This window comes from Psychrobacter vallis, assembly GCF_904846715.1.
GTDB lineage: Bacteria > Pseudomonadota > Gammaproteobacteria > Pseudomonadales > Moraxellaceae > Psychrobacter > Psychrobacter vallis.
On the sequence record NZ_CAJHBU010000028.1, the window covers coordinates 1 to 21,677 of the forward strand.

Annotated in this window: 17 protein-coding genes and 3 pseudogenes; 11 read left to right on the forward strand and 9 right to left on the reverse strand. The window is 41.7% G+C overall.

The window, feature by feature from the left end:
• Positions 1-52 precede the first annotated feature (52 nt).
• Complete coding sequence (locus JMY02_RS12940) at positions 53-1,543, reverse strand: DEAD/DEAH box helicase (RefSeq protein ID WP_379652736.1); 1,491 nt, start codon at positions 1,541-1,543, stop codon at positions 53-55.
• Positions 1,544-2,029: 486 nt separating this feature from the next.
• Positions 2,030-2,875, reverse strand: coding sequence for a glutathione-dependent disulfide-bond oxidoreductase (gene yghU / locus JMY02_RS12945; protein ID WP_007393511.1), 846 nt, complete (start codon positions 2,873-2,875; stop codon positions 2,030-2,032).
• A gap of 319 nt (positions 2,876-3,194) precedes the next feature.
• On the opposite strand from yghU, the gene JMY02_RS12950 reads away from it, so the two are divergent.
• The 3 genes from JMY02_RS12950 to gdhA all read left to right on the forward strand — a co-directional run bounded on the left by JMY02_RS12950 (position 3,195) and on the right by gdhA (position 7,285).
• On the forward strand, positions 3,195-4,064 hold the full coding sequence (locus JMY02_RS12950; RefSeq protein WP_007393512.1) for an alpha/beta fold hydrolase: 870 nt from the start codon (positions 3,195-3,197) through the stop codon (positions 4,062-4,064).
• Between the two features lie 134 nt (positions 4,065-4,198).
• Complete coding sequence (locus JMY02_RS12955) at positions 4,199-5,650, forward strand: DHA2 family efflux MFS transporter permease subunit (protein WP_007393513.1); 1,452 nt, start codon at positions 4,199-4,201, stop codon at positions 5,648-5,650.
• 282 nt (positions 5,651-5,932) lie between these two features.
• Positions 5,933-7,285 (forward strand): NADP-specific glutamate dehydrogenase, encoded by a 1,353-nt coding sequence (gene gdhA / locus JMY02_RS12960; protein ID WP_007393514.1) that lies wholly within the window; start codon positions 5,933-5,935, stop codon positions 7,283-7,285.
• A gap of 125 nt (positions 7,286-7,410) precedes the next feature.
• On the opposite strand, the gene JMY02_RS12965 is transcribed toward gdhA, so the two are convergent.
• The gene (locus tag JMY02_RS12965; RefSeq protein ID WP_007393515.1) at positions 7,411-8,190 is read right to left on the reverse strand and encodes a hypothetical protein; all 780 of its coding nucleotides are present in this window, start codon (positions 8,188-8,190) and stop codon (positions 7,411-7,413) included.
• Positions 8,191-8,195: 5 nt separating this feature from the next.
• The gene (locus JMY02_RS12970; protein WP_007393516.1) at positions 8,196-8,621 is read right to left on the reverse strand and encodes an MgtC/SapB family protein; all 426 of its coding nucleotides are present in this window, start codon (positions 8,619-8,621) and stop codon (positions 8,196-8,198) included.
• Between the two features lie 246 nt (positions 8,622-8,867).
• Here JMY02_RS12970 and JMY02_RS13735 point away from each other — a divergent pair.
• The 5 genes and pseudogenes from JMY02_RS13735 to JMY02_RS12990 form a co-directional block, all read left to right on the forward strand.
• A pseudogene (locus JMY02_RS13735) lies at positions 8,868-10,436 on the forward strand (circularly permuted type 2 ATP-grasp protein); the annotation flags it as partial.
• An 87-nt stretch (positions 10,437-10,523) separates the two neighbouring features.
• Complete coding sequence (locus JMY02_RS13740) at positions 10,524-11,243, forward strand: alpha-E domain-containing protein (RefSeq protein ID WP_232391133.1); 720 nt, start codon at positions 10,524-10,526, stop codon at positions 11,241-11,243.
• 3 nt (positions 11,244-11,246) lie between these two features.
• Positions 11,247-12,032, forward strand: a complete 786-nt coding sequence (locus tag JMY02_RS12980) for a transglutaminase family protein (RefSeq protein ID WP_044297933.1) — start codon at positions 11,247-11,249, stop codon at positions 12,030-12,032.
• Positions 12,033-12,150: 118 nt separating this feature from the next.
• Positions 12,151-12,894, forward strand: a complete 744-nt coding sequence (locus JMY02_RS12985; RefSeq protein ID WP_044297934.1) for a peptidase — start codon at positions 12,151-12,153, stop codon at positions 12,892-12,894.
• A gap of 204 nt (positions 12,895-13,098) precedes the next feature.
• Positions 13,099-13,670: pseudogene (locus JMY02_RS12990) on the forward strand (IS5 family transposase); the annotation flags it as partial.
• Between the two features lie 30 nt (positions 13,671-13,700).
• Here JMY02_RS12990 and JMY02_RS12995 read toward each other — a convergent pair.
• Positions 13,701-14,402 (reverse strand): IS1 family transposase, encoded by a 702-nt coding sequence (locus tag JMY02_RS12995; protein WP_201588367.1) that lies wholly within the window; start codon positions 14,400-14,402, stop codon positions 13,701-13,703.
• 54 nt (positions 14,403-14,456) lie between these two features.
• On the opposite strand from JMY02_RS12995, the pseudogene JMY02_RS13000 reads away from it, so the two are divergent.
• Both JMY02_RS13000 and JMY02_RS13005 read left to right on the forward strand, forming a co-directional pair.
• A pseudogene (locus tag JMY02_RS13000) lies at positions 14,457-15,371 on the forward strand (anthranilate synthase component I family protein); the annotation flags it as partial.
• A 131-nt stretch (positions 15,372-15,502) separates the two neighbouring features.
• Entirely contained in the window at positions 15,503-16,156 is a 654-nt protein-coding gene (locus JMY02_RS13005) for an anthranilate synthase component II (RefSeq protein WP_007393504.1), read from the forward strand.
• A gap of 219 nt (positions 16,157-16,375) precedes the next feature.
• On the opposite strand, the gene JMY02_RS13010 is transcribed toward JMY02_RS13005, so the two are convergent.
• From JMY02_RS13010 to JMY02_RS13020, 3 genes are read right to left on the reverse strand one after another with little or no spacing between them, the layout of a single operon-like run.
• The gene (locus JMY02_RS13010; protein WP_007393505.1) at positions 16,376-17,119 is read right to left on the reverse strand and encodes an amino acid ABC transporter ATP-binding protein; all 744 of its coding nucleotides are present in this window, start codon (positions 17,117-17,119) and stop codon (positions 16,376-16,378) included.
• A 27-nt stretch (positions 17,120-17,146) separates the two neighbouring features.
• Positions 17,147-17,884, reverse strand: coding sequence for an amino acid ABC transporter permease (locus tag JMY02_RS13015; protein ID WP_007393506.1), 738 nt, complete (start codon positions 17,882-17,884; stop codon positions 17,147-17,149).
• Positions 17,881-18,726: an amino acid ABC transporter substrate-binding protein gene (locus tag JMY02_RS13020; protein WP_007393507.1), complete on the reverse strand. Its 846-nt coding sequence runs from the start codon at positions 18,724-18,726 to the stop codon at positions 17,881-17,883. Before JMY02_RS13020 ends, JMY02_RS13015 begins: the two co-directional genes overlap by 4 nt.
• A 569-nt stretch (positions 18,727-19,295) precedes the next feature.
• On the opposite strand from JMY02_RS13020, the gene JMY02_RS13025 reads away from it, so the two are divergent.
• Positions 19,296-20,774, forward strand: coding sequence for an L-serine ammonia-lyase (locus JMY02_RS13025; protein WP_201598987.1), 1,479 nt, complete (start codon positions 19,296-19,298; stop codon positions 20,772-20,774).
• A gap of 154 nt (positions 20,775-20,928) precedes the next feature.
• On the opposite strand, the gene JMY02_RS13030 is transcribed toward JMY02_RS13025, so the two are convergent.
• A complete protein-coding gene (locus JMY02_RS13030) occupies positions 20,929-21,639 on the reverse strand; it encodes a DsbA family oxidoreductase (RefSeq protein WP_007393509.1) in 711 nt (236 codons plus the stop codon).
• Positions 21,640-21,677: the final 38 nt, after the last annotated feature.

Here is a 21,677-nt window from a genome sequence, read left to right on the forward strand (position 1 = left end):
CCCTTTTGAGGTTGGTCTTTTTTTAACAAGTTAATGGATATAAACCAATTAACTAGCCATTATTGCTACGGCGGGCTGGACGGCCTTCGCCTGAGCGAGAAGGTGCTGCACGGCGTTGACCGCTTGGTTTACCAGCACCTGCGCTACCGGCAGGTTTGCCACCGAAGCGACGACCGGCTGGCTTGCCACTTGGACGGCCTGCACCGGCACCTGCGCCACGTTTTTCACCGCTTGCATTGTCGTTAGACTTGCCACGGTAGCCACCGCCACCATTGCCACCACGACGGTTACCCGCACCTGGACCACCACGACGATTGCCACCACGACCACGTTTGGCTGCTGCGCCTACGTGCATGTCTTTGGTATTTTTCTTAGGTTCCATACCTTCAATTTCTTCAACTGACATGGTACGTTTTAGATAACGGTTGATTGCATCTAGCTGTGGACGGTCATCAATGCTACAGATGTTAATAGCGATACCCGTACGGCCGGCACGACCACTACGACCGATGCGATGCACGTAATCTTCAGTTTGACGTGGAAGATCATAGTTAAATACATGAGTGATACCACTTACGTCAATACCACGAGCAGCGACGTCAGTGGCTACTAGGATGCTGATTTTGCCCGCTTTCACATCATTGATGATACGAGTACGTTTTGCTTGTGGTAAATCACCATGTAAGAAGCTGGCTTTATGGCCTTGCTCTTTAAGACTCTTAGCAAGTGTCTCACAGCTACGTTTGGTAGCGGCAAATATAATTGCTTGGTTCACGTCTTTTTGGGTCAATAAATGATCTAAAATACGGTTTTTATGGTTGAAGTCATCAGCATAATATACTGACTCATCAATGTGCTTAGTTTCAGCTTTAATATCAATACGTTCTGGATTATTGGTAAAGCTGGCAGCAATTTTACCGACTGGGCCATCCCAAGTTGCAGAACACATAATAGTTTGACGTGACTTAGGCGCAGCTGACATTACTTTTTCGATGTCATCAGCAAAACCCATGTCTAACATGCGATCCGCTTCATCAAGGATTAGAATATCTAATTCAGATAAGTCGATACGACCTGAGTTCATGTGATCGATGAAACGACCTGGTGTGGCGATAATAATCTGTACACCTTTATTAAGGGCACGAATTTGACCACCGTAAGGTGCGCCACCTACTAGAGGTACACTGAAGATATTACGTGTTTTTGAGCTGTATTGACGAACGCTATCACTTACTTGGTTAGCAAGTTCACGTGTTGGTGTCAAAATTACAGTATGCACAACTTTGTTAGTTGCTTTATCGCGAATGATTTTATCAAGCATTGGCAATACGAATGCAGCAGTTTTACCACTACCCGTTTGCGCAGACAACAATAAGTCACGACCGGCTAATGCTGGCGGGATTGATTGTGCTTGAATAGGAGTTGGGTGCTCGTAGCCACTTGAAGTTAAGGCAGAAAGAAGCTCTGGTGCCAAATCAAGGTCAACAAAGGTAATTTGATCTTCAATATCTACATTGGTGTTTGGATGGGTTTTGTCATTCAAGTCTTGAGTGGTTACGATACCATCTACTTCGTTTGCGGCATTGTCTAAAAGAGTGTCTAAATTTGACATGTATATGTGTGTCCATTAAGTTACTGCCACTATTAATTCGGCCAATGCTGAGGGCCAGTAGTGCACAGTTAAAGTTTTTAGGTACAACACAGATAAGCGTAAATTAAGAAGTACATCCTATGTACAAGTTAATAACGTATTTTGGTGGTTGTTACCGGTGAATCGTTAGCGTCAATATCTTCTAATATTAATAATTGATTAGAGAGGTTATTGGAAAGGCTAACAGCAAAATCATCGGCAACAATTTTAAAAGGTGTCTTCTCCAGACGACAATTGCGGGCGATGTTATCAATCAGCAAGCGCAGATTATAGCACAACTAATTTAAATAGGGGGATTATTTAATAATTAATTCAAACAACCCCGATTTTTATCTTATACACCCTTTATTTGATAGGGTTGCACACTTATCTAATCAGCTATTTAATCGGCTTAAGCTCTAAAGCCACTGCTTTTTTTACAGCAGGTCGTTGGGCAATTTGTTTTGCCCAGCGCTGTAAGTGCTTGTAGTCGGCGACTTGTAAAAACTCACCGGCATTTTCATAAGACTCATCTAGTGCCAAACTGCCATACCAAGGCCATATCAACATATCAGCAATACTATAGTTGTCATCACCCTCGCCTAACATGTATTCATTATCGGCCAAGTGCTTATCAAGTAAGTCTAACTGACGCTTGGTCTCCATCGTGAATCTATCAATAGGATATTGCATGGGATATGGTGCATAGCTAAAGAAATGTCCAAAACCACCACCCACATACGGGGCGCTACCAATTTGCCACATTACCCAGCCTAAATAATTGGCGTACTTCTGTGGGTCACTACTATCAGGTATGAACTTCTGAAACTTTTCAGCCAAATACATCAAAATAGCGCCCGACTCAAATAGCTTGACGGGAGCTTGCGGGTTACTGTAATCGACTAAGGCGGGTATTTTTGAGTTGGGGTTAATACTGACAAAATCCGAGCCGAACTGATCGCCCTCCATGATGTCTATTTTATAAGCATCATACTTTGCCCCAGCCACACCTAGTTCAGCCAACTCTTCCAACAGAATATTTACCTTAATCCCGTTGGGGGTATTCAAAGAGTATAGTTGTAGCGGATTATCGCCTTTTGGTAACGTTTGCTGATGGCGAGCGCCAGCTGTTGGCTTATTGGTATTGGCAAATTTTCCACCATTGCCTTCTACCGGTTGCCATACTTTTGGCGGGGTGTAAGTTGTCTCTTTACTTTGCATAGGATTATCAGATTGGTTAGTCATAGCGTTTCCCTAATCATTGTTATTAGCCTAAATATTGTTGAACCAGCTATGTTATTGAACTAATCAGGGCTAATGATCGATAGTAAGTCTTGGTTAAGCCAAATTCAGTCAACAACATTTGATGCTATTCAGAATATCAGTGTACATTATGGAATCAAGAATGAATATGTTGCATTTATTAAGGTGTCGTATCGATTCACTTTGTACTTTTTATCCTGTTTGCTGCTATGGATTATAGCCATAAGAGTTGCTATTCTGACTTTAGGCTAGAAAACCTAAGCCTCTAGGACTTTCATACCACTGATTACGGACAATCTATATGAGCAGTTTTCAATTTAACACTGAAGAAGGGACGTATCCTGTCAAAGTGCACATCACCCCTGCCTTATCTACTCTCTCGTTAGACGCTTCGCACCAAACCAATGAAGTGAACCGTAACACCACCCTAATTTTATTAAATGCGCTGGGGGTCACCCGTAACAAATACCAGAAGTTTATCGAAGGCTTGTCTGCCAAAGGGTTTACGGTATTTAGTGCAGACTATCCTTGCTGTGGTGAAAACAAACCCACCATTAAAAAAGGGATAGATTATGACTATAACCACCTAGTGACAGACTTTATTCCCAAGCTCATTAATAAAGCTCAAACTGAATATCCTGATAATCGAATTATATTGGTAGGACATAGTTTAGGCGGGCATATAGCCACCCTATATTCTGCCAGCTCTGGTCAACCCTTTATCGGAATCGCCACGGGTAATGTGCATTACAAAAACTGGTCAGACCGCCGTGGTCAATTAAGGGTACTCTCAGCAGTAACCGCTATCCAAATACTGTTAAAAATTTATGGCTATCTACCGGGCTATAAGATTGGATTTGGCGATAAGGAAGCGAAGACTCTAATGCAGCAGTGGTGCCAGACAGCTTTAACCGGTACGTTTAAATTTATGACCATACCGATGACGTCTAAAGATAGTAAAGGGTTATATATTAATATTGAGGGCGACCATTTTGCACCGATGACGTCAATGCAAGGATTGGCAAACTTGTGTACCAAATCCAAGGTAGTAAGCGTTAAATTGGAGGATAACCTGCTAGCTACCAAAGGCAATCCGCATAGTATCTGGGTCAAACAGCCTGCTCCTGTTATTGATAGTCTTTGTCGTCATTTAACGTTTTTAGACCGTTAGTATTTATAACGGTCGCCCCATAACTAAAACACTAAATAGCGAGTAACGGCTTCATGATATTATAGACAGCTGTTTACTGTTTAATAAATTAAATCCTCCTTCAGTTAATTAAACCTAATTTTTTAGGTCGTCCTATGCCCAATAACCTCCCTAATGCCGAAGATACTTCTATTTCCAAGTCTTCTTCGGCCGTACTTGATACAGAGCCTAAATTTAAGCTATCACCCTCTCAAGCCAAATTTTTGCCTTATGTACTGGCAGTGGCTTTATTCATGCAAATTTTAGATGCCACCATCTTAAATACGGCTTTGCCAGAAATGGCGCTAGCCTTAGGCGAATCTCCACTAAAAATGCAGTGGGCAGTTATCAGCTATGCTTTAACTCTAGCCATATTTATCCCGATAAGTGGCTTTATGGCTGACAAATACGGCACTCGCAAAGTATTCTTAAGCGCGATTGTGCTGTTTAGCATTGGCTCAATATTTTGTGCCATGTCCTCCAGTCTCGATATCTTAGTGGCATCACGCATCCTTCAGGGCATTGGCGGTGCTATGATGACCCCAGTTGCGCGTCTCATCTTAGTAAAGTCCTATCCTCGCAATCAATTACTGACGGTTATGAACTTTGCTGTAATCCCGGCGCTAATTGCACCGCTTGTAGGACCGTTGGTGGGTGGCTATTTAGTACAGTATGCCAGTTGGCATTGGATATTTTTGATAAACGTTCCTATGGGAATCTTAGGAATGATAATCGGCTTTAAATTGGTCCCAGACTTGCGAGAAGCGGCGGGCAAGTTGGATTGGTTAGGTTTTGGATTATTTGCCATCGCGGCCGGTCTACTAACGCTTGCTGTTGAATTGCTGTCAAAACCAGATAAGGCGTTGTGGGGCGTTAGCCTAGTGGCAATTGGCGTAAGCTTATTGCTGATGTATGCCCGTCATGCACGCAAAGCCACTAACCCTATCTTTCCCTTGTCATTATTTGATATCCGTACCTTTAGAATTGGGATTACCGGTAACTTGTTTACCCGTCTTGGAATTAGTGCAGTCCCCTATTTGATACCACTACTACTACAGGTGGCTTTTAAATATACGCCATCGCAGGCAGGCTGGTTATTGACCCCTATTGCAGTAGGTGCCATGGGCATCAAACCTTGGGTGAGTAAAATTATTCAGCGCTTCAGCTACCGCAAAGTATTGGTTATCAATACTACGGTTTTGGGTACTTTAATCATTTTACTGGCTCAGCTAGATGCCTCAATGCCTTGGTATTATATCGCACCGTTGTTGGTGGTTATGGGTGCGTGTAACTCAATGCAATTTAGTGCCATGAATACCATCACTATTGGCGACCTTAAAGGCTCTCAAACCAGTAGCGGCAATAGTTTAATGGCCGTTAACCAGCAGCTTGCAGTTAGCTTCGGTATTGCATTTGGGGCCGCTATATTGACGGTCTTTAGTGATAGATTAAATTTTGAAATTATTAGTGCTTTCCATGCCACCTATTATGTGTTGGGTGTTATTACTATTATCTCGGGACTGTCATTTTTACGCTTAAAACCTGAGGATGGTCGAGGCCTGTATTAACAATCCTGTATTAACAATCATATTCAAGATTCACTTTTAAGATTTACATTTTTATATTTTAAGAAATAATCGTAAATCTGTCCTATAATGAAAGTAAGGGACTCCCCTTTTTAGGGATCGAATTTACAGTGAAATCATAGTTTTAATAACTTTTACTAATTATAAACATATCATTTAGTAATGACTGAACTGTAAGGTATAAAAAATTGTTGAATTTATTATTAAATTACAGTATTTTTTTAGTGTAACAAACATGTAATTAATCTGATAAGGACAGGGCCTATGAGCATGCAAGACGTCATTGAACGCATTGAAGAACGCTATCCACACCAACCTGAGTTTATTCAAGCGGTAAAAGAGGTAGCGAGCACTATTGACGTTGTATATGATCGCGATCCACGCTTTGCTAAGCACAAAGTTTTTGAACGCCTAACAGAGCCCGACCGTATTATTAGTTTTCGTGTCAACTGGGAAGATGATGAAGGTAATATCCAAATCAACCGTGGTTGGCGAGTTCAGTTCAGTAATGCTTTAGGTCCTTACAAAGGCGGCATCCGTTTCCATCCTACCGTTAACGAATCTATTCTAAAGTTCTTAGGTTTTGAACAAATCTTTAAAAATGCTCTGACCGGCCTACCGATGGGTGGCGCTAAAGGTGGTTCAGACTTTGACCCTCATGGTAAATCAGACAGCGAAATCCGTCGTTTTTGTTATGCTTTCATGCGCGAGCTTTATCGTTACATCGGTAAAGATATGGATGTACCGGCAGGCGACATCGGTGTGAGCGGTAGAGAAGTTAGCTACATGTTTGCGATGTATAAAAACCTTACTAATGAATACACAGGGGTATTGACCGGTAAAGGTGTGGGCTTCGGTGGCAGCTTATGTCGTTCAGAAGCCACAGGTTATGGTGCGGTTTACTTCTTACAGAACATGCTTAAAGCAAACAATGATCAAATGGAAGGCAAAACTGTCCTAGTATCAGGTGCCGGTAACGTTGCAGTACACGCAGCAGAGAAAGCCATCGCTTTGGGTGCAAAAGTCATTACCCTATCAGACTCTAAAGGAACATTGTACGATGAGTTTGGTTTTGATCAAGAGAAGCTAGATTGGGTGAAAGAGCAAAAAGCCAATCGTCAGCCTTTATTTGAGTACCATAGAGTATTTGGTGGTAGCGGTGTGTGGCTGCCAGGCGAAAAACCTTGGAGATTCGATGGTGACATCGCTATCCCTTGTGCTACTCAGAATGAGGTGACTGCAGAAGATGCAGAAGCTATGTATGATCATGGTATTCGCTATGTAGTAGAAGGCGCTAATATGCCACTAGACGCCGCAGCCATTGATTTCGTTCGTGAGAAAAAAATGCACTATGCACCTGGCAAAGCAGCCAATGCGGGTGGTGTTGCTGTGTCTGGTCTAGAAATGTCACAAAACTCAGTACGTCAGTACCGCACTTTTGAAGACGTTGATAATCAACTTCAAGTCATTATGAAAAACATCCATGATGATGCCGCGGCGGCTTCTGAAGAATATGGCTTCACTTGCGATGGCTGCATTGACTATATGTCAGGTGCCAACATTGCAGGTTATAAGCGTGTTGCTAATGCATTAGTCGCATTTGGTATGTTGAACTAAACTAAACCTATCTGTGCCAATAGCAAATAAATTAAAAGGGTGAACAGTATACTGTTCACCCTTTTTTGTGCGTACTATCTTTGTCTTCTATTTATAGTTATAGCTGACATTTTTTGAAGATAAAGCTATTTAAAAATAGAGAGTATCTCTAAAGGTAGCTCTAATGTCTCAACAACAACTTTCCAAGGAATAACCGCTATTTCAGCAGGCGTTCTAGCCCGTTTGCTGTTAATAGTATATATCTCAGCCGTTAAGCCTTGGTCTAACTTTAAATTGGCATCCTTCTTTATAGACGAGTTATTTAAATTGGCCCGACTAATCGGCGCATACATACCACCTTGCAGAGTAAGCTGGCAAGTATTTTGTGGATTAGAGAGCGTGTTGTTTAAAGTGCTATTCAAAGTATTGTGCGAATTATTGTTGAGCGAAGTACCCGTCAAACTAGGACTTAAACTAGTGGTTAAACTCGTTGGACAAATTTGCGACAAAATAGCCTGCTCATTTTCGCTATATGAACCGCTGGTTTTCTGATAATTAAACTTTAAATCGATATGCACACTATTATCAGAATAGTGGTTAATTCGTATAGGCTGCTGTATATGTAGGTTTTTTGAAGGTAACTCGGTTAATAGAGTTAACGCATCACTGCCTGTCGAAATTAAATAGGAGTGATGGTCGCCGATAAGCACACTTCCCTTCTGTCTTACGCCATTGTCAGTCGGATAGCCGATATGACGAATGACCTCCACTTCCATTGGTTGATTGGCTTTAGAGGATAAGATAGATTGGCTCTGAGATTGAACTGAGTTAGTACTATAAACACTGCAACTCGGCAAAATTATAGCCCCGAATCCAGTACAAGCCATGGCCAAAATTTTTAACCACTTGGTTTCTGATTTATTCATTATTCCTATCTATTTTTGACTTTAAAGGGTTCAGAGAACTGCAAGATAACAAATCCAACGATAGATAATATGATGGCAATTTCATAACGACCGGTCGCTACCGATATACCTATAGCCGCTGTATTCCATAAACTGGCGGCAGTAGCAGTACCTTTAGCGCCTTCTTCACTTTTGAATATAGCGCCGCCACCAATAAAGCCCATACCAGTGATAATGGCATACATTATACGGGCTTCTGCATCCCCTTTATAAATATCCATACCGACTAGCATAAAGGCACAAGAGGCAATGGTAACCAAAGGAAAGGTTCTAAGGCCAGCACCACTGTCTTTCATTTCACGATTTAAAGCGATGGGTAATGACAACAAGAAAGCGATAACCAGCTGTATTAAATGATAGCCCATTAGCTGAAAATTAATATCAAATTCCATGATGTTTTGCCTCCTTGATAAGCACTACTTATGAACAACATATGACCAAAGCAATCAAATCATCATACCAAAGTATCAAATATACAACCATATTTATCCTGAATATGGCATATAAAAGAAGTTCTGGTACTGCATTTGCAATAATTAATTTGGGTAAGGACAGTAATAATGCCCTTTAATAGTGCAGCTTAATAATGTTGTTTAGTATTTAACAGTTAGTAATAAGAAAATAATAGGAGGTGTAGCATGGCAGAAACTAATAAAGAAACATCGAAACCCGCTACCCAAAAAAATGAAGAACAGCAGTCTCAGTCTCAGTCTCAGTCTCAGTCTCAGTCTCAGTCTCAGTCTCAGTCTCAGTCTCAGTCTCAGTCTCAGTCTCAGCAAAAATTCTCTCAAGACTTTTATTCTCGTTCAAGTTTTGATGAGTTAAAAGCCACAACGACTCAATACCGCCCAGTGGCCAAAAAAATTGGTACGTGGTTGGATAAAGTTGGCATTGAACGATTGGCTCAATATAACGATCAAGCAGCCGACATTTTTTATCGCAAAGGCGTTACCTTTACCGTTTATAGTGATGCAGAAAATATCGAAAGAATGATTCCTTTCGACATTATTCCAAGGGTAATAGACGCCAAAGAATGGCAACAAGTGGAAGCTGGGTGTAAGCAACGTATTAATGCGTTAAACATGTTTTTAGATGATATCTATCATGAGCAGCGCATTATGAAAGCTGGTGTCGTGCCTGATTCTTATGTTTATGCCAGTGGTTGTTATGAACCTTGGATGATGAATATTAATTTGGAAAAACCGGTTTATTCTCATATTAGCGGTATCGATTTAATCCGTGATGAAGCGGGCAAGTTTTGTGTATTAGAGGATAATTTACGTACGCCCTCTGGCGTCTCTTATATGCTTGAAAGTCGTAATATCTCAAGAATGTTATTGCCAGACTTATATGAGTCGGCTTCTGTATTAAGCATCGATGACTATCCTGAGCGCTTAAAAGCCTGTTTGGCCAGTGCAACAGATAAATATGATCCGCAAATTGTTATTTTAACGCCAGGTCGATTTAACAGTGCTTATTATGAGCATGCCTATTTGGCACATGAGATGAATGTACCTTTGGTACATGGCTACGACTTAATTGTGGAAGACAGCAAAGTATATATGCAAGCGGTACGCGGTAAGGTACCCGTCGATATTATTTATCGCCGTATTGATGATCCTTATTTGGACCCTTTAGGGTTTGACGCCAACTCCATCCTTGGCGTATCTGGTTTAATGAGTGCCTATCGTGCCGGTAATGTGGTGATTGTTAATGCTCCTGGTACAGGTGTGGCCGATGATAAAAGCCTATATCCGTTCGTTCCAGATATGATCGAGTTTTATTTGGGAGAAAAACCTATATTACCCAATGTACAAACTTATCAGTGCCGCAAACCTGATGAACTTGAATATGTCTTAGAAAATTTAGATAAGTTAGTGGTCAAGGAAACCCAAGGTTCAGGTGGCTATGGCATGCTTATTGGGCCTACTTCGACAGAACAAGAGATTGAAGATTACCGAGTGCGTTTACTTGATAATCCTGCAGGGTTTATCGCCCAGCCTACTATTTCACTATCGACCAATCCCACCACCGTCAATGGCGGTATTGCGCCAAGGCATATTGACTTACGTCCATTTATCTTAAGTCATGGGGACGGTTCGGTTGATATTGTTCCTGGGGGGCTTACTCGAGTCGCTATGAAAGAAGGCTCATTGGTGGTCAACTCCTCACAAGGTGGCGGTATCAAAGACACTTGGGTCATTGATTTAACTCAAGAACAACTTGATGACAGCGATGTCTCGAAATCTAATAGTGATGCCTATAGTGACAATGGTTTTGCAGGTTCAGCGGCAATGCGCCATGCGTCATACCTTAATGTCACCTCTTATCCTGTTGAAGTTGGCTACGACAATACACCTGATGCCCCTATCATTTTATTGCTATCTAGAGCCAACCATTTGGTTTGGTTGGGCCGATATAGTGAAAGACTGCACTATTATGATGCAATAATGAAGAAAATTGTTCGTAATGAATTGAATTCTAGTCAGATACATCAGCTTATTAATCGCTTGGGAATAGGCGCAAATGTGGTAATTGCCGATGAGTCCAACCCTGAACTGTACAAATTAGCGGTATTACGAGATTTAGAGAGCAATCAGATTCCTGAGGTTATTGAAGCTATTGAAACTAATGTACAGGAAGTAAAAGGCATCATTGGAAAAGACACGGCTGAGCTATATAACTTAATCAAACGTTTGGCCAGTGCGGGCACATATCGAGCGGCGACTTTACAGCTACAAGCCTGTAATGCGGCTATGGAACAAGAGAATCAAACGGTGACTTATTTTTGGGAATTGGGTCGTTATTTTGAAGCTTTAGAACGTACTATTTTGCTGGATCAAGATTTCTCTGAGATAAGCGTCCAATTTAAGGCCTGCGTCAACGACCTTCCTCAAAATACGCGCTGGCGTGAACTTATTCGTTTAACCAATCAGCTGATTAAATCTAAGAATTTTGATGATTATTTGCTGTTGAGTGAAGAATTCAATGCTTTATTACAGCAAGGAGTATAAGTGATGAAACTTAGTATTGATCATCAAACCAACTATTACTACAAAGAGTTCGCCCAGCGTAGTGTGCAATATATTCGAATGTCGCCAATGGCTCTACCACATCAAATCGTGCATACTTGGTCAGTGATGCTACCCAAACTCGCTACCTTACAAAAGGATGGTTTTGGCAACACTTGGTTTACGCTGAGTCGCAATGGAAAACACGATAATTTGCAAATACAGGCTTCCGGTATTGTCGAAATTAATACCGATACTCAATATGTTGAAGACAGTGGAGAAATTCCCTATCTACTATTTACAGTACAGACTCCCCTTACCTATTGCTCGACAAGTATGCGGGACTTCGCTGCGCCTTATTTAGAAACAGTAACGCTCGAGAATTTACGAGGCTTAGCAAGTGCACTCATTACTCAAATGCCCTATACCACAAATGTGACTCACGTAGGTACTACGGCCGAAGAAAGCTTTGAGATGAAGGCGGGCGTGTGCCAAGATCATACCCATGTATTTTTGGGGTGCTTGCGTGATAAAAAGATTCCAGCACGTTATGTCTCTGGTTATCTGTATGATGCCGATCAAAACCATATGTCGAGTCACGCTTGGGCAGAAGCTTATCTAGATGGGTATTGGTATACCTTTGATATTTCTAACCAACTATTCCAGCCTAGTCATCATGTCTATGTCGCTATTGGACGAGATTATTTAGATGCAGCACCGGTACGCGGTGTGCGTATTGGTGGTGGTTATGAAAGCCTATACAGCCAAGTCATGGTAAACCGTATCGACTGATGATCTATCAACCATTTTTTATGGTTAGTGATCTTAAAATTTTATCAACCCCCTCAATATTTGTTAATCATTAAAAATAAATGTAATGATTAATGAACTCTTTAATGACAGGAATTATATGACTTATTGCGCCGCTTTACGCCTTAAAGAAGGCATGATTTTTGCGAGTGATACCCGAACAAATGCAGGCGTTGATCACATCTCTACTTTTCGAAAAATCTACACCTATGGTGTTGAAGGTGAACGATTTATCGTTTTGCAAACTGCGGGGAATTTGGCCACCTCTCAAGCAGTATTTACCCAATTACAAAATGATATTAATCAAAACCAAGAGCCCAATCTGCATACAGTTACCACTTTATTTGATGCGGCTCAATTGGTAGGACGCTACATGCGTGAGATTACCAGTAATGCACAAGCTGTCGCCAATGAGCCCAACAATGCCAACTTTACTAGCTCTTTTATGCTTGGTGGCCAAATAAAGAACCAGCCCACTGAATTGTATATGATTTATCCCGAGGGTAACTGTATACGGGCTACTACAGATACGCCATTTTTCCAGTTGGGTGAAAGCAAATATGGGAAACCCATCTTAGATCGTTCTGTGATTTATGACGCTGATTTATATCACTCTGCGCAGGCACTGATGTTATCTTTTGATTCTACGATACGCTCTAATTTATCAGTTGGTATGCCCATTGATATGATTATTTATGAGAATGACAGTCTAAAAATCCCTGAAATTCGACGTATTGATGAACACGATACTTACTTTAGTGATCTTAGCGCTCAATGGTCAAATGCGTTACGCCAAGCCTTATTAGACTTGCCAAATTATCCAGAAGATTATTGGCAACGCTAACTCGGCAATAATTAATATTCGACATTACTTACGGTCTTAACTGACAAATCATTTTGTTATAAAGCATTGAAAAAGAGTCAAAACCTTAAAATAGTTTTGACTCTTTTTGGCTATATTTTTCTAGGGCGTGTCCCTAATTTGAAAAATACAGATAAAGCCCTATTTTAGCCCTATATATCAACAAAATACAGGGAAACTCAAACCATGGCGAGAACAGTAATAACTGACAACATATGGGAACAACTACAAACAACAATGAAGGCTCACGGTTGCCATCAATGGAAGAATGACCGCACCGTAATGGAAGCCATACTTTGGAAACTAAGAACAGGTGCTCCATGGCGAGACATACCTACCGAACTAGGTTCATGGAAAACAGCTTATAACCGCTTTAATCGGTGGTCTACAAAAGGGCTATGGCAGAATTTTTTTTTGACCTACGAACACAAACTGATAAAGAATGGGTATTCATTGACGGAAGTTATGTACGGTGTCATCAACATGCAAGTGGAGCTCGGCGTGGTGAAGAGCGAGCAATTGGACTCAGTCGTGGTGGAAACACGACAAAAATACACCTATGTGTGGACGCGCATGGAAATCCGATCGATTTTAAAATCACTGGGGGTGAAGTGCACGACAGTCAAGTTGCAAACGACCTAATAGAAGTGATTGAACAGGCAGAATATTTTATAGCTGACAAAGGATACGATTCGCAGAAAATCAGAGATAAAGCGATAGAACATGGCATGAAAGCGGTTATTCCTAGAAGAAAAAATACGGGTGGTGGTTCAAAAAGTAGGCTGACATTAGACATACCCATGATTGATGTAAAAGAAAGCTAAATCAAAGGCTTTAAAGTGATTTTCCAGCTTTTTAGAAAAGTTACAACTTCGCCTAAATGCTCGCCTTACTCGATGTCTGATAGTGCAATTATTACCTTCAATACCGACCGTGAAAAATTTGCCAATGACTTGGGTAAAGCCCTTAAAACCAGTAACAAAGCTATCCCAGGTATCACTAGCGATTTTAGCACAACTTACGCCTAAGGCTTTCAGCTTAGCTTTAAGCTTTTTGACAGTGTTAAGGTCTCGTTTTCCCCACACATAGGCAACAATTTCACCTGTGTCACGGTGATAGGCATAAATTAGCCATTGTTTGTTGGTCTTTTTACCTACGAATGTCCAAAGCTCATCGACTTCAAGACAGTCGTATTGCCTTTGCTTGGGGGTTATTTGGTAGTGACACTTTTTTAGGTTAGCTAGTACTTTGCCTTTGCTTATTCTCTCAACGCAAGCGATGTCTTTTATGCCACTGCCTCGAACCATAAGATGTCGTATTTTGCTATCTTTTTGGGAGTGACAGCCTTGGTACGTTAAGGCATGGTCGCCAATAAACTGCCGTTTGCAGTCTTTGCATTTATAGTTTTGTTTACCATAGCTTTTGAAGCCATTTTTCTTTATATTGTCACTTAGACAGGCTGGGCATTTGATGTATAGTGTGATGTGCATTTCACTATTTTATCAATTTCTCAGCCTGTTTTTTTTCAGCCTACTTTTTGAACCACCACCCAGCAGCAAAATCGTATCGAGAAAGTAAAGTCTTTACTGCAAGCTCCTATACCTAGCTATACCAACCCTAGCGTAGAATTCATTGGTGATGGTATGAGCCAAGCACAGCATGCTGAGGCTGTGATGCGGGTTAAAGAGGATATTATTGCCGGACGTATTTTCCAATGCGAAGTGGGCTTTAAATCGAAATATAAGATCAGTGGCGACCATATTCCTATCTATGAAAAACTAAGGGAGGTGAACCCCTCTCCACATATGTATTTTATGAAATTTGGTACCCAGCGTATTATCGGCGCTTCTCCTGAGCTGCTGTTCCGCCTACGTCAAGGTGAAATGGAAACTTATCCGCTGGCAGGTACCGCTAAACGGGGCAAAGATGAGACTGAGGACCGTCAATTGGCACGCGCTTTACTCAATGATCCTAAAGAGATTGCCGAGCACAATATGTTGGTCGATTTGCACCGTAATGATATTGGCCGTGTGGCAAGATTTGGTACGGTCAAAGTACGCAGCTTAATGGACATTAAACGCTATTCTCACGTGCAGCATATTTCTTCTGAGATTGTGGGGGTGCTACATCCTGATGAAGATATGTTTAGCGCTTTGGCCAGTAATTTCCCAGCAGGAACGTTGTCAGGTGCCCCAAAAATTGAAGCGATTAAGATTATCAATGAGTTGGAGCCAGATGGGCGTGGTGCTTATGGCGGTGCGTTAGGGTCTTTTAACTTTAATGGCGATTGTATTTTTGCGATTCCTATCCGCAGTTTATTTATCAATGGTGAGGCAGCTTACGCACAAACTTGTGGCGGTAACGTCTATGATTCAAACCCTGAGGATGAGTATTTGGAAATTCAACGCAAGCTGTCAGCGATGAAGGTGGTATTGGACAGCTTTATTGAGTCCAAATAGCCATACGTTATTAAACCATTACATCGTTAAGCGCGCGTAGCGGCATATCAAACAACTATATATTAACGTTATGTTTTACAGCGTTTACCACCCTATAAATAAAAGACTATAAGACCCTTCAAGGAACACTGATGAACGTTTTGATTATAGACAACTACGACTCTTTTACCTTCAACTTATACCAGTATGTGGGCGAGATACTGCACACCGAATTAAGCCAAATGCCGGGCAACCCTAAAGTTAGCGTCAAACGTAACAATGAAGTTACGCTAGAAGATATCAAATCACAAAACTATGACCGTATTATCATCTCCCCTGGCCCAGGTTCGCCAGAGGACCCTGCCTACTTTGGCGTCTGTAGCGAGGTGATAAAAGAGTTGGGACCGTCTATTCCCTTACTGGGGGTTTGCCTAGGGATGCAAGGTATTGCTCATGTATTCGGCGGTGATGTGGTACGGGCGGGCGTGCCCATGCATGGTAAGACCTCTCCCATTCGTCATGATGGACAAGGAGTGTATAAAGGGTTGCCTCAGGATATTGAAATTATGCGCTACCATTCATTAATGGTAAAAGCAGACACTCTGCCTGAATGTCTTGAAGTCACCGCAGTGGTCTCTAATGAGCAATTTGAAAATGACAGCTTAATTGACTGCGTCAACAAGGGTGAGGAAATTATGGGCATTCGTCATAAGCAGTTCCCTATCCAAGGGGTACAGTTTCACCCAGAGTCTTTTGCTACTGAGGGTGCCAAACGTCTGTTGGCCAACTTCTTGATGCAGGTATAACTTTATTTAGCCCAGATTTTTATGATCAACAAAAAGGGTTAGTTGGCTTGCCACTAACCCTTTTTATCGTCTATTTATCGTTCTATAAGACTATTAACTATTTATTATAGTCATAGCCAACCAAATGAGATACGAGGCAACCTACCTCAAGTACTACTAGAACGGGCTTAGTAAGGTTAACGCTGTAGCTCTTTAATTTGTCTACGACTATACTTATACCTAGCTCTTAATGCGCTGCAAGAAAGCTTGGGTACGTGGGTGCTCTGAGTGCTCAAATAGTTGTTCAGGAGGGCCTACTTCTACTACGTAGCCATCTTCCATCAACATCACCACATCGGCCACATTGCGCGCAAAGTTAATTTCATGGGTAACCACAACCATGGTCCACCCTTCAGACGCCAGTTGCTGCATGGTCTTTAGCACTTCTTGTACCAGTTCAGGATCAAGTGCAGAGGTCGGCTCATCAAACAATAACAGATCAGGTTCAATGGCCAATGCTCTTGCAATTCCCACGCGCTGCTGCTGTCCGCCTGAAAGTTGAAACGGATATAAGTCTACTTTATCTGACAGGCCAACTTTTTCTAGTAACTGAAGCGCCTTAGCACGCACCTGTTGTTTGTTTTTGCCTTGGGCAATAACGGGGCCTAGCATCAGATTTTCAATGGCCGTCTTATGCGGAAATAAGTTATACGATTGAAACACCATGCCAGATTTTTGTTGTAAGCGGCGCATCAGCTGCTTTGAGGGCTTGGCAGAAAAATCAACAGTCAAGCTGCCATCCTCAAACTCAACCACCCCTTTTTCAGGGACTTCTAATGCATTTAGACAGCGCAAAAAAGTGGTTTTCCCGGAGCCAGAGGGACCGAGTATCACCACCACGCTGCCTTTTTTGATGGTTAAATCAATGCCCTTTAATACTTCATTGTCACCAAAGGCTTTTTGAATATTGGTAATTTTTATCATAGTTATCCTAATGCCTTTTTGTATTGGCTATTTGGCCACATAGCGGTCTAAGCGGGTCTCTAGTCGGCCTTGTATCGTGCTTAGTGCCAGACAAATTACCCAATAAATAAGTGCCGCTTCGGTATATACCAACATAAACTCATAGTTTCGGGCAGTGATAATCTGTGCCTGCTTAAACATCTCAGTCACTAAGATTAATGACGCCAATGAGGTGTCTTTTACCAAGCTAATAAAGGTATTAGACAGTGGCGGCACAGACACCCTTAAAGCTTGCGGCAAAATAACGTGACGAAACGTCTGCAAATAGCTTAACCCTACCGTTGAGCCTGCTTCCCACTGACCTTTGGGAATAGACAAAATAGAGGCTCGGACGGTCTCTGAAGCATAAGCACCAATATTTAATGAGAAGGCAATGATGGCCGCTGGGAATGGCTCCAACATGATACCAATGCTAGGTAGTCCATAGAAAATAATGAACAGCTGTACCAGCATGGGCGTGCCACGTATGGCAGAGACATAAACGCGTGCAATACGATAAGCAATCTTATGCCACAGCGCATTACGAGGCACCACACGGATAAGCGCCACCACTAGCGCAATCCCCATACCGATAATAAAAGAAGCAATGGCCAAAGGGATTGAATAGTAAATGGCGCCTTTTAGCATAGGCCAAAAAGACTCGATAACAATCTGCGCTCGCTCAGGCGACATAAATGGCAGCATGGCAAGCAGATCTTTTATAGCAGTCAATAGCGAGGATATCATTGTTTGCTGATGTCCTCACCGAAGAACTGTTGGCTTAATTTAGTTAATGTACCATCCTCTTGTAGCTCTTTCATGGCCTGATTAAGTTTGGCAACCACTTCATCATTGCCTTTTAATAACACCAGACCTGACCCTGTCATTTCCTCTTTTGGTGCTTTTAGTTTGATTTCTAAATCACTATTTGGGAATTTATTAAGGTAATCTAGTACCGCCAAGTTGTCATTTAGAGTAAAGTCAGCACGACCTTGTTTTACCAATTCAACCGCTTGAGCCATACCATCTACGGGAACAACCTCTGCTTGGTATTTTTGTGCCAACTCACCGTAGTTACTGCTTAGTGATTGTGCAGATTTTAATCCTTTTAGCGATTCCCACGAGTTAAAGCGGCTGTCTGATTTTGGGGCCAATACCACAGCACCGGACCAGCTATAAGCGTCGGCTTTGTCATATTTGGCTTGACGCTCAGGGGTGGTCAAGCTAACTTGGTTGGCCACCATATCAAAACGTTTGGCATCTAGGCCGGCAAGCATCGCATCCCACTGAGTCTCTTTAAAATCAACTTTAACGCCAAGTTTATCAGCTACCGCTCTGGTAACTTCAACGTCATAGCCAGTTAGCTTGTTTTGCTCATCATGATAGGTGTATGGAGGGTATGTGCCTTCAGTGCCCACATTGATGGTCCCGCCATTATTAATACGGGTCAATAAATCCGAGTCAGATTTGCTGGTTTTTGCCGCTTCTGTGTCTTGAGCTGAGTCAGTTGAAGGGTTTTGATTACAAGCCGCCAATAAGATAGCGCCCGTCGCCATCGCCGTGATATTTCTCAATGCTTTGTATTTCATAGCCGTTCCTCAAATAAATAATTCGATTAAAGTTCAGTTAAATCTAAACCTATCGCTAAAGTAAATCAATAAAAGTAATAAATTTAACAATCTGCAGTTGATGGGTTTGATAGGGAAATAATCAATGTTGTCGTTAATTCCTATTATGAATTTATATATTACATTTGATTATTAACGCTTATCGCCATCCTAAACCTATATAGAATTGGCTTAAAGGTTGGACTTTAACCTTTATGATGGGTTTTTATAGTGACTGCTTGTCATTCTAACAAAGTTAATGCCAAGCTCGGGTGTTCCTTACTATTCGTAAACCAAATTGTTTTTGTGGCGATAATCGTTTGGGCAGTACATGTTTACTCAGATTAAGTGTTAAATGCCTCTATTCATGCTTTTCCTTAATTGTAGTCTTTAGATGTTAAGGTACAGGTAAAGTCACGATTTAAACCAAATAAGCGTGATAAATAAGTGGGCTAAATAGTCGGTTTAGTAGCAAACAATTAGTTATAATACACCCAAACATTTGTCTATAAATAGACTATTTTTATCTATAAAAAAGTGGAACCCTAAAAATGATTAGCTTGTTTGATATGTTTAAAATTGGCATTGGCCCTTCAAGCTCCCACACCATGGGACCTATGGTAGCGGCTGGCTTGTTTATCGAAGAATTACAACAGTACTTTGATTTGGCGGATATTAAGCGATTACAAGTTGATTTGTATGGGTCACTCGCAGCCACGGGGCGAGGCCATGCGACTGACACTGCCTGTATTCTTGGATTGCTAGGATTTAAAGCCAATAGCATTGATACCACCAAAGTAGATCAATACTTAGCGCCTGTCTTTAATGATAATGTCCTAAACTTTGCGGACAACCATCCCATTGAGTTTAACTACGGACAAGATATTGTTTGGCATCCTCAAAGCAGCCTGCCACATCATCCTAATGGTCTTAGCTTTAGCGCTTATACTACTGATGGCCAAAGCTTAACTAGAACCTATTACTCTATTGGCGGCGGATTTGTGGCCACCGAAGATGAATTCGAGCAGCCTACAATGGATGAGCCATTAGAAGCTTCTGACACTCATGCGGCTGACAGCGTTGCCATAACCAGTGACAGCGCAGTACCTTATCCTTTTGCCAATGGTAATGAATTATTGGCTCAATGTAGACGTCATAACTTAAGCATCAGTGACGTGATGATGGCCAATGAACTTGCTATTAGAGATGAGGCGACTATTTATGCCTATTTAGATGAGGTTTGGGAGGTAATGCAGCAATGTGTTAAAAATGGCTGCGAAGGTGAAGGCATCTTACCTGGTGGCTTAAAAGTTAAGCGTCGTGCCAAAACTATGTATAAGCAGCTGCGTAATGAACTAGATAACCCTCAGAGTAGTAGCGATAAATTAATGGCGATGGACTGGGTAGACTTGTTTGCTCTGGCAGTAAATGAAGAAAACGCCAATGGTGGGCGTGTGGTTACTGCCCCAACCAATGGTGCAGCGGGTATTATTCCTGCGGTACTGCATTACTATCGCGATTTTCTACCGAGTTATAGCCCGCAAGGTGTCCGTGAATTTTTACTAACCGCAGCAGCTATAGGCACCATCATTAAACAAAACGCCTCAATTTCTGGCGCAGAGGTTGGCTGTCAAGGTGAAGTGGGATCTGCCTGTTCTATGGCAGCCGCGGGTCTGGCCCACGTTATGGGATTGACTCCTGCACAGTGTACTAATGCGGCAGAGATTGGTATTGAGCATAATCTAGGGCTGACCTGTGACCCTATCGGCGGGCTAGTACAAGTCCCTTGTATTGAGCGTAATGCCATGGGTGCGGTGAAAGCGATTAACGCTGCTCGTTTGGCCAGTCGCGGCGATGGCGAACATCATGTGTCTTTGGATAAAGCCATTGCCACCATGAAAGCCACCGGTGCTGATATGATGGACAAGTATAAAGAGACGGCGATGGGCGGCTTGGCGGTTTATGCCAATAATAATGATGAAAATCGTATAGATATGGTTGAAGTCGGTGTGGGCTATCCGCAGTGTTAGACTTAATCTCAAATTAGCTTTTAGACTACGCTTATTGACATATTTGAGTTAAATAAAAAAAGACCGGCCCGACAAAGGCTGGTCTTTAATTCAATATTTTGCTATCTATCTTTCAATATATCACTGTCATGAATCATTGGCTTACTCATTGCTTTTATTTAATGTCGCAGCCTTCAGTGTCACAGCTCACAAAGCTATCTTGTTGCTTATCAGCCAGTTGCTCCCTATAAGCCTGTCTTAAAGTATTTTCAAAATCTTGTTGAGATATAGCACCCGGTATCGCATAAGTCTCATTAATGACAAAATAAGGGACACCGCGTACCCCAAGACGCATTGCCTCTTGTTGATCAGCAATTACTTCATCTTTAAATCGATTACTCTCAAGTAACGCAACAACATCCACATCTAGCCCGAACTCTGCAGCTATCGAAATTAACACCTCACGGTTTGCCAATTCTTTTATATCTGTGAAATACGCCTTATAAATTGCTTTCTTGAGCCTGTCAACCTGTTCAGGTGCGTTTTGTTGGACGTACTTGGTCAAACGGTGCGCATCCATAGTATTGGTAAATAAAGTATTGGCATAATTAAAGGGTATGCCCTCTTCTTCACCTAATTGAGATATTTTTTGTATTTGTAGGCCGGCCTGTTCATAGCTAATCCCATATTTTTTCGCAAAGCGCTGTTGAGTGGAACCATTAGCAGTCAGCGGTGCATTGGCATCTAATTGAAAAGCTTTTAACTCAATTTCAATGTTCTCTGGTAGCTCACCTTGCAATTTAAGTCGTTCGATTGCTTTGTCTAGCCTTACCTCGCCGATATAACAATAAGGACAAGCATAGTCAGACCAATAGGTAATTTTCATTGTTTTATACTCTTTGTTTTATATTCTCTATTTTATAA

Excerpts from the sequence above, each read along its gene's own strand:
- yghU (WP_007393511.1), bottom strand. The coding sequence starts at position 2,875 with ATGACTAACCAATCTGATAATCCTATGCAAAGTAAAGAGACAACTTAC.
- JMY02_RS12950 (WP_007393512.1), top strand. The coding sequence starts at position 3,195 with ATGAGCAGTTTTCAATTTAACACTGAAGAAGGGACGTATCCTGTCAAA.
- JMY02_RS12955 (WP_007393513.1), top strand. The coding sequence starts at position 4,199 with ATGCCCAATAACCTCCCTAATGCCGAAGATACTTCTATTTCCAAGTCT.
- gdhA (WP_007393514.1), top strand. The coding sequence starts at position 5,933 with ATGAGCATGCAAGACGTCATTGAACGCATTGAAGAACGCTATCCACAC.
- JMY02_RS12965 (WP_007393515.1), bottom strand. The coding sequence starts at position 8,190 with ATGAATAAATCAGAAACCAAGTGGTTAAAAATTTTGGCCATGGCTTGT.
- JMY02_RS12970 (WP_007393516.1), bottom strand. The coding sequence starts at position 8,621 with ATGGAATTTGATATTAATTTTCAGCTAATGGGCTATCATTTAATACAG.
- JMY02_RS13740 (WP_232391133.1), top strand. The coding sequence starts at position 10,524 with ATGCGCCATGCGTCATACCTTAATGTCACCTCTTATCCTGTTGAAGTT.
- JMY02_RS12980 (WP_044297933.1), top strand. The coding sequence starts at position 11,247 with ATGAAACTTAGTATTGATCATCAAACCAACTATTACTACAAAGAGTTC.
- JMY02_RS12985 (WP_044297934.1), top strand. The coding sequence starts at position 12,151 with ATGACTTATTGCGCCGCTTTACGCCTTAAAGAAGGCATGATTTTTGCG.
- JMY02_RS12995 (WP_201588367.1), bottom strand. The coding sequence starts at position 14,402 with ATGCACATCACACTATACATCAAATGCCCAGCCTGTCTAAGTGACAAT.
- JMY02_RS13005 (WP_007393504.1), top strand. The coding sequence starts at position 15,503 with ATGAACGTTTTGATTATAGACAACTACGACTCTTTTACCTTCAACTTA.
- JMY02_RS13010 (WP_007393505.1), bottom strand. The coding sequence starts at position 17,119 with ATGATAAAAATTACCAATATTCAAAAAGCCTTTGGTGACAATGAAGTA.
- JMY02_RS13015 (WP_007393506.1), bottom strand. The coding sequence starts at position 17,884 with ATGATATCCTCGCTATTGACTGCTATAAAAGATCTGCTTGCCATGCTG.
- JMY02_RS13020 (WP_007393507.1), bottom strand. The coding sequence starts at position 18,726 with ATGAAATACAAAGCATTGAGAAATATCACGGCGATGGCGACGGGCGCT.
- JMY02_RS13025 (WP_201598987.1), top strand. The coding sequence starts at position 19,296 with ATGATTAGCTTGTTTGATATGTTTAAAATTGGCATTGGCCCTTCAAGC.
- JMY02_RS13030 (WP_007393509.1), bottom strand. The coding sequence starts at position 21,639 with ATGAAAATTACCTATTGGTCTGACTATGCTTGTCCTTATTGTTATATC.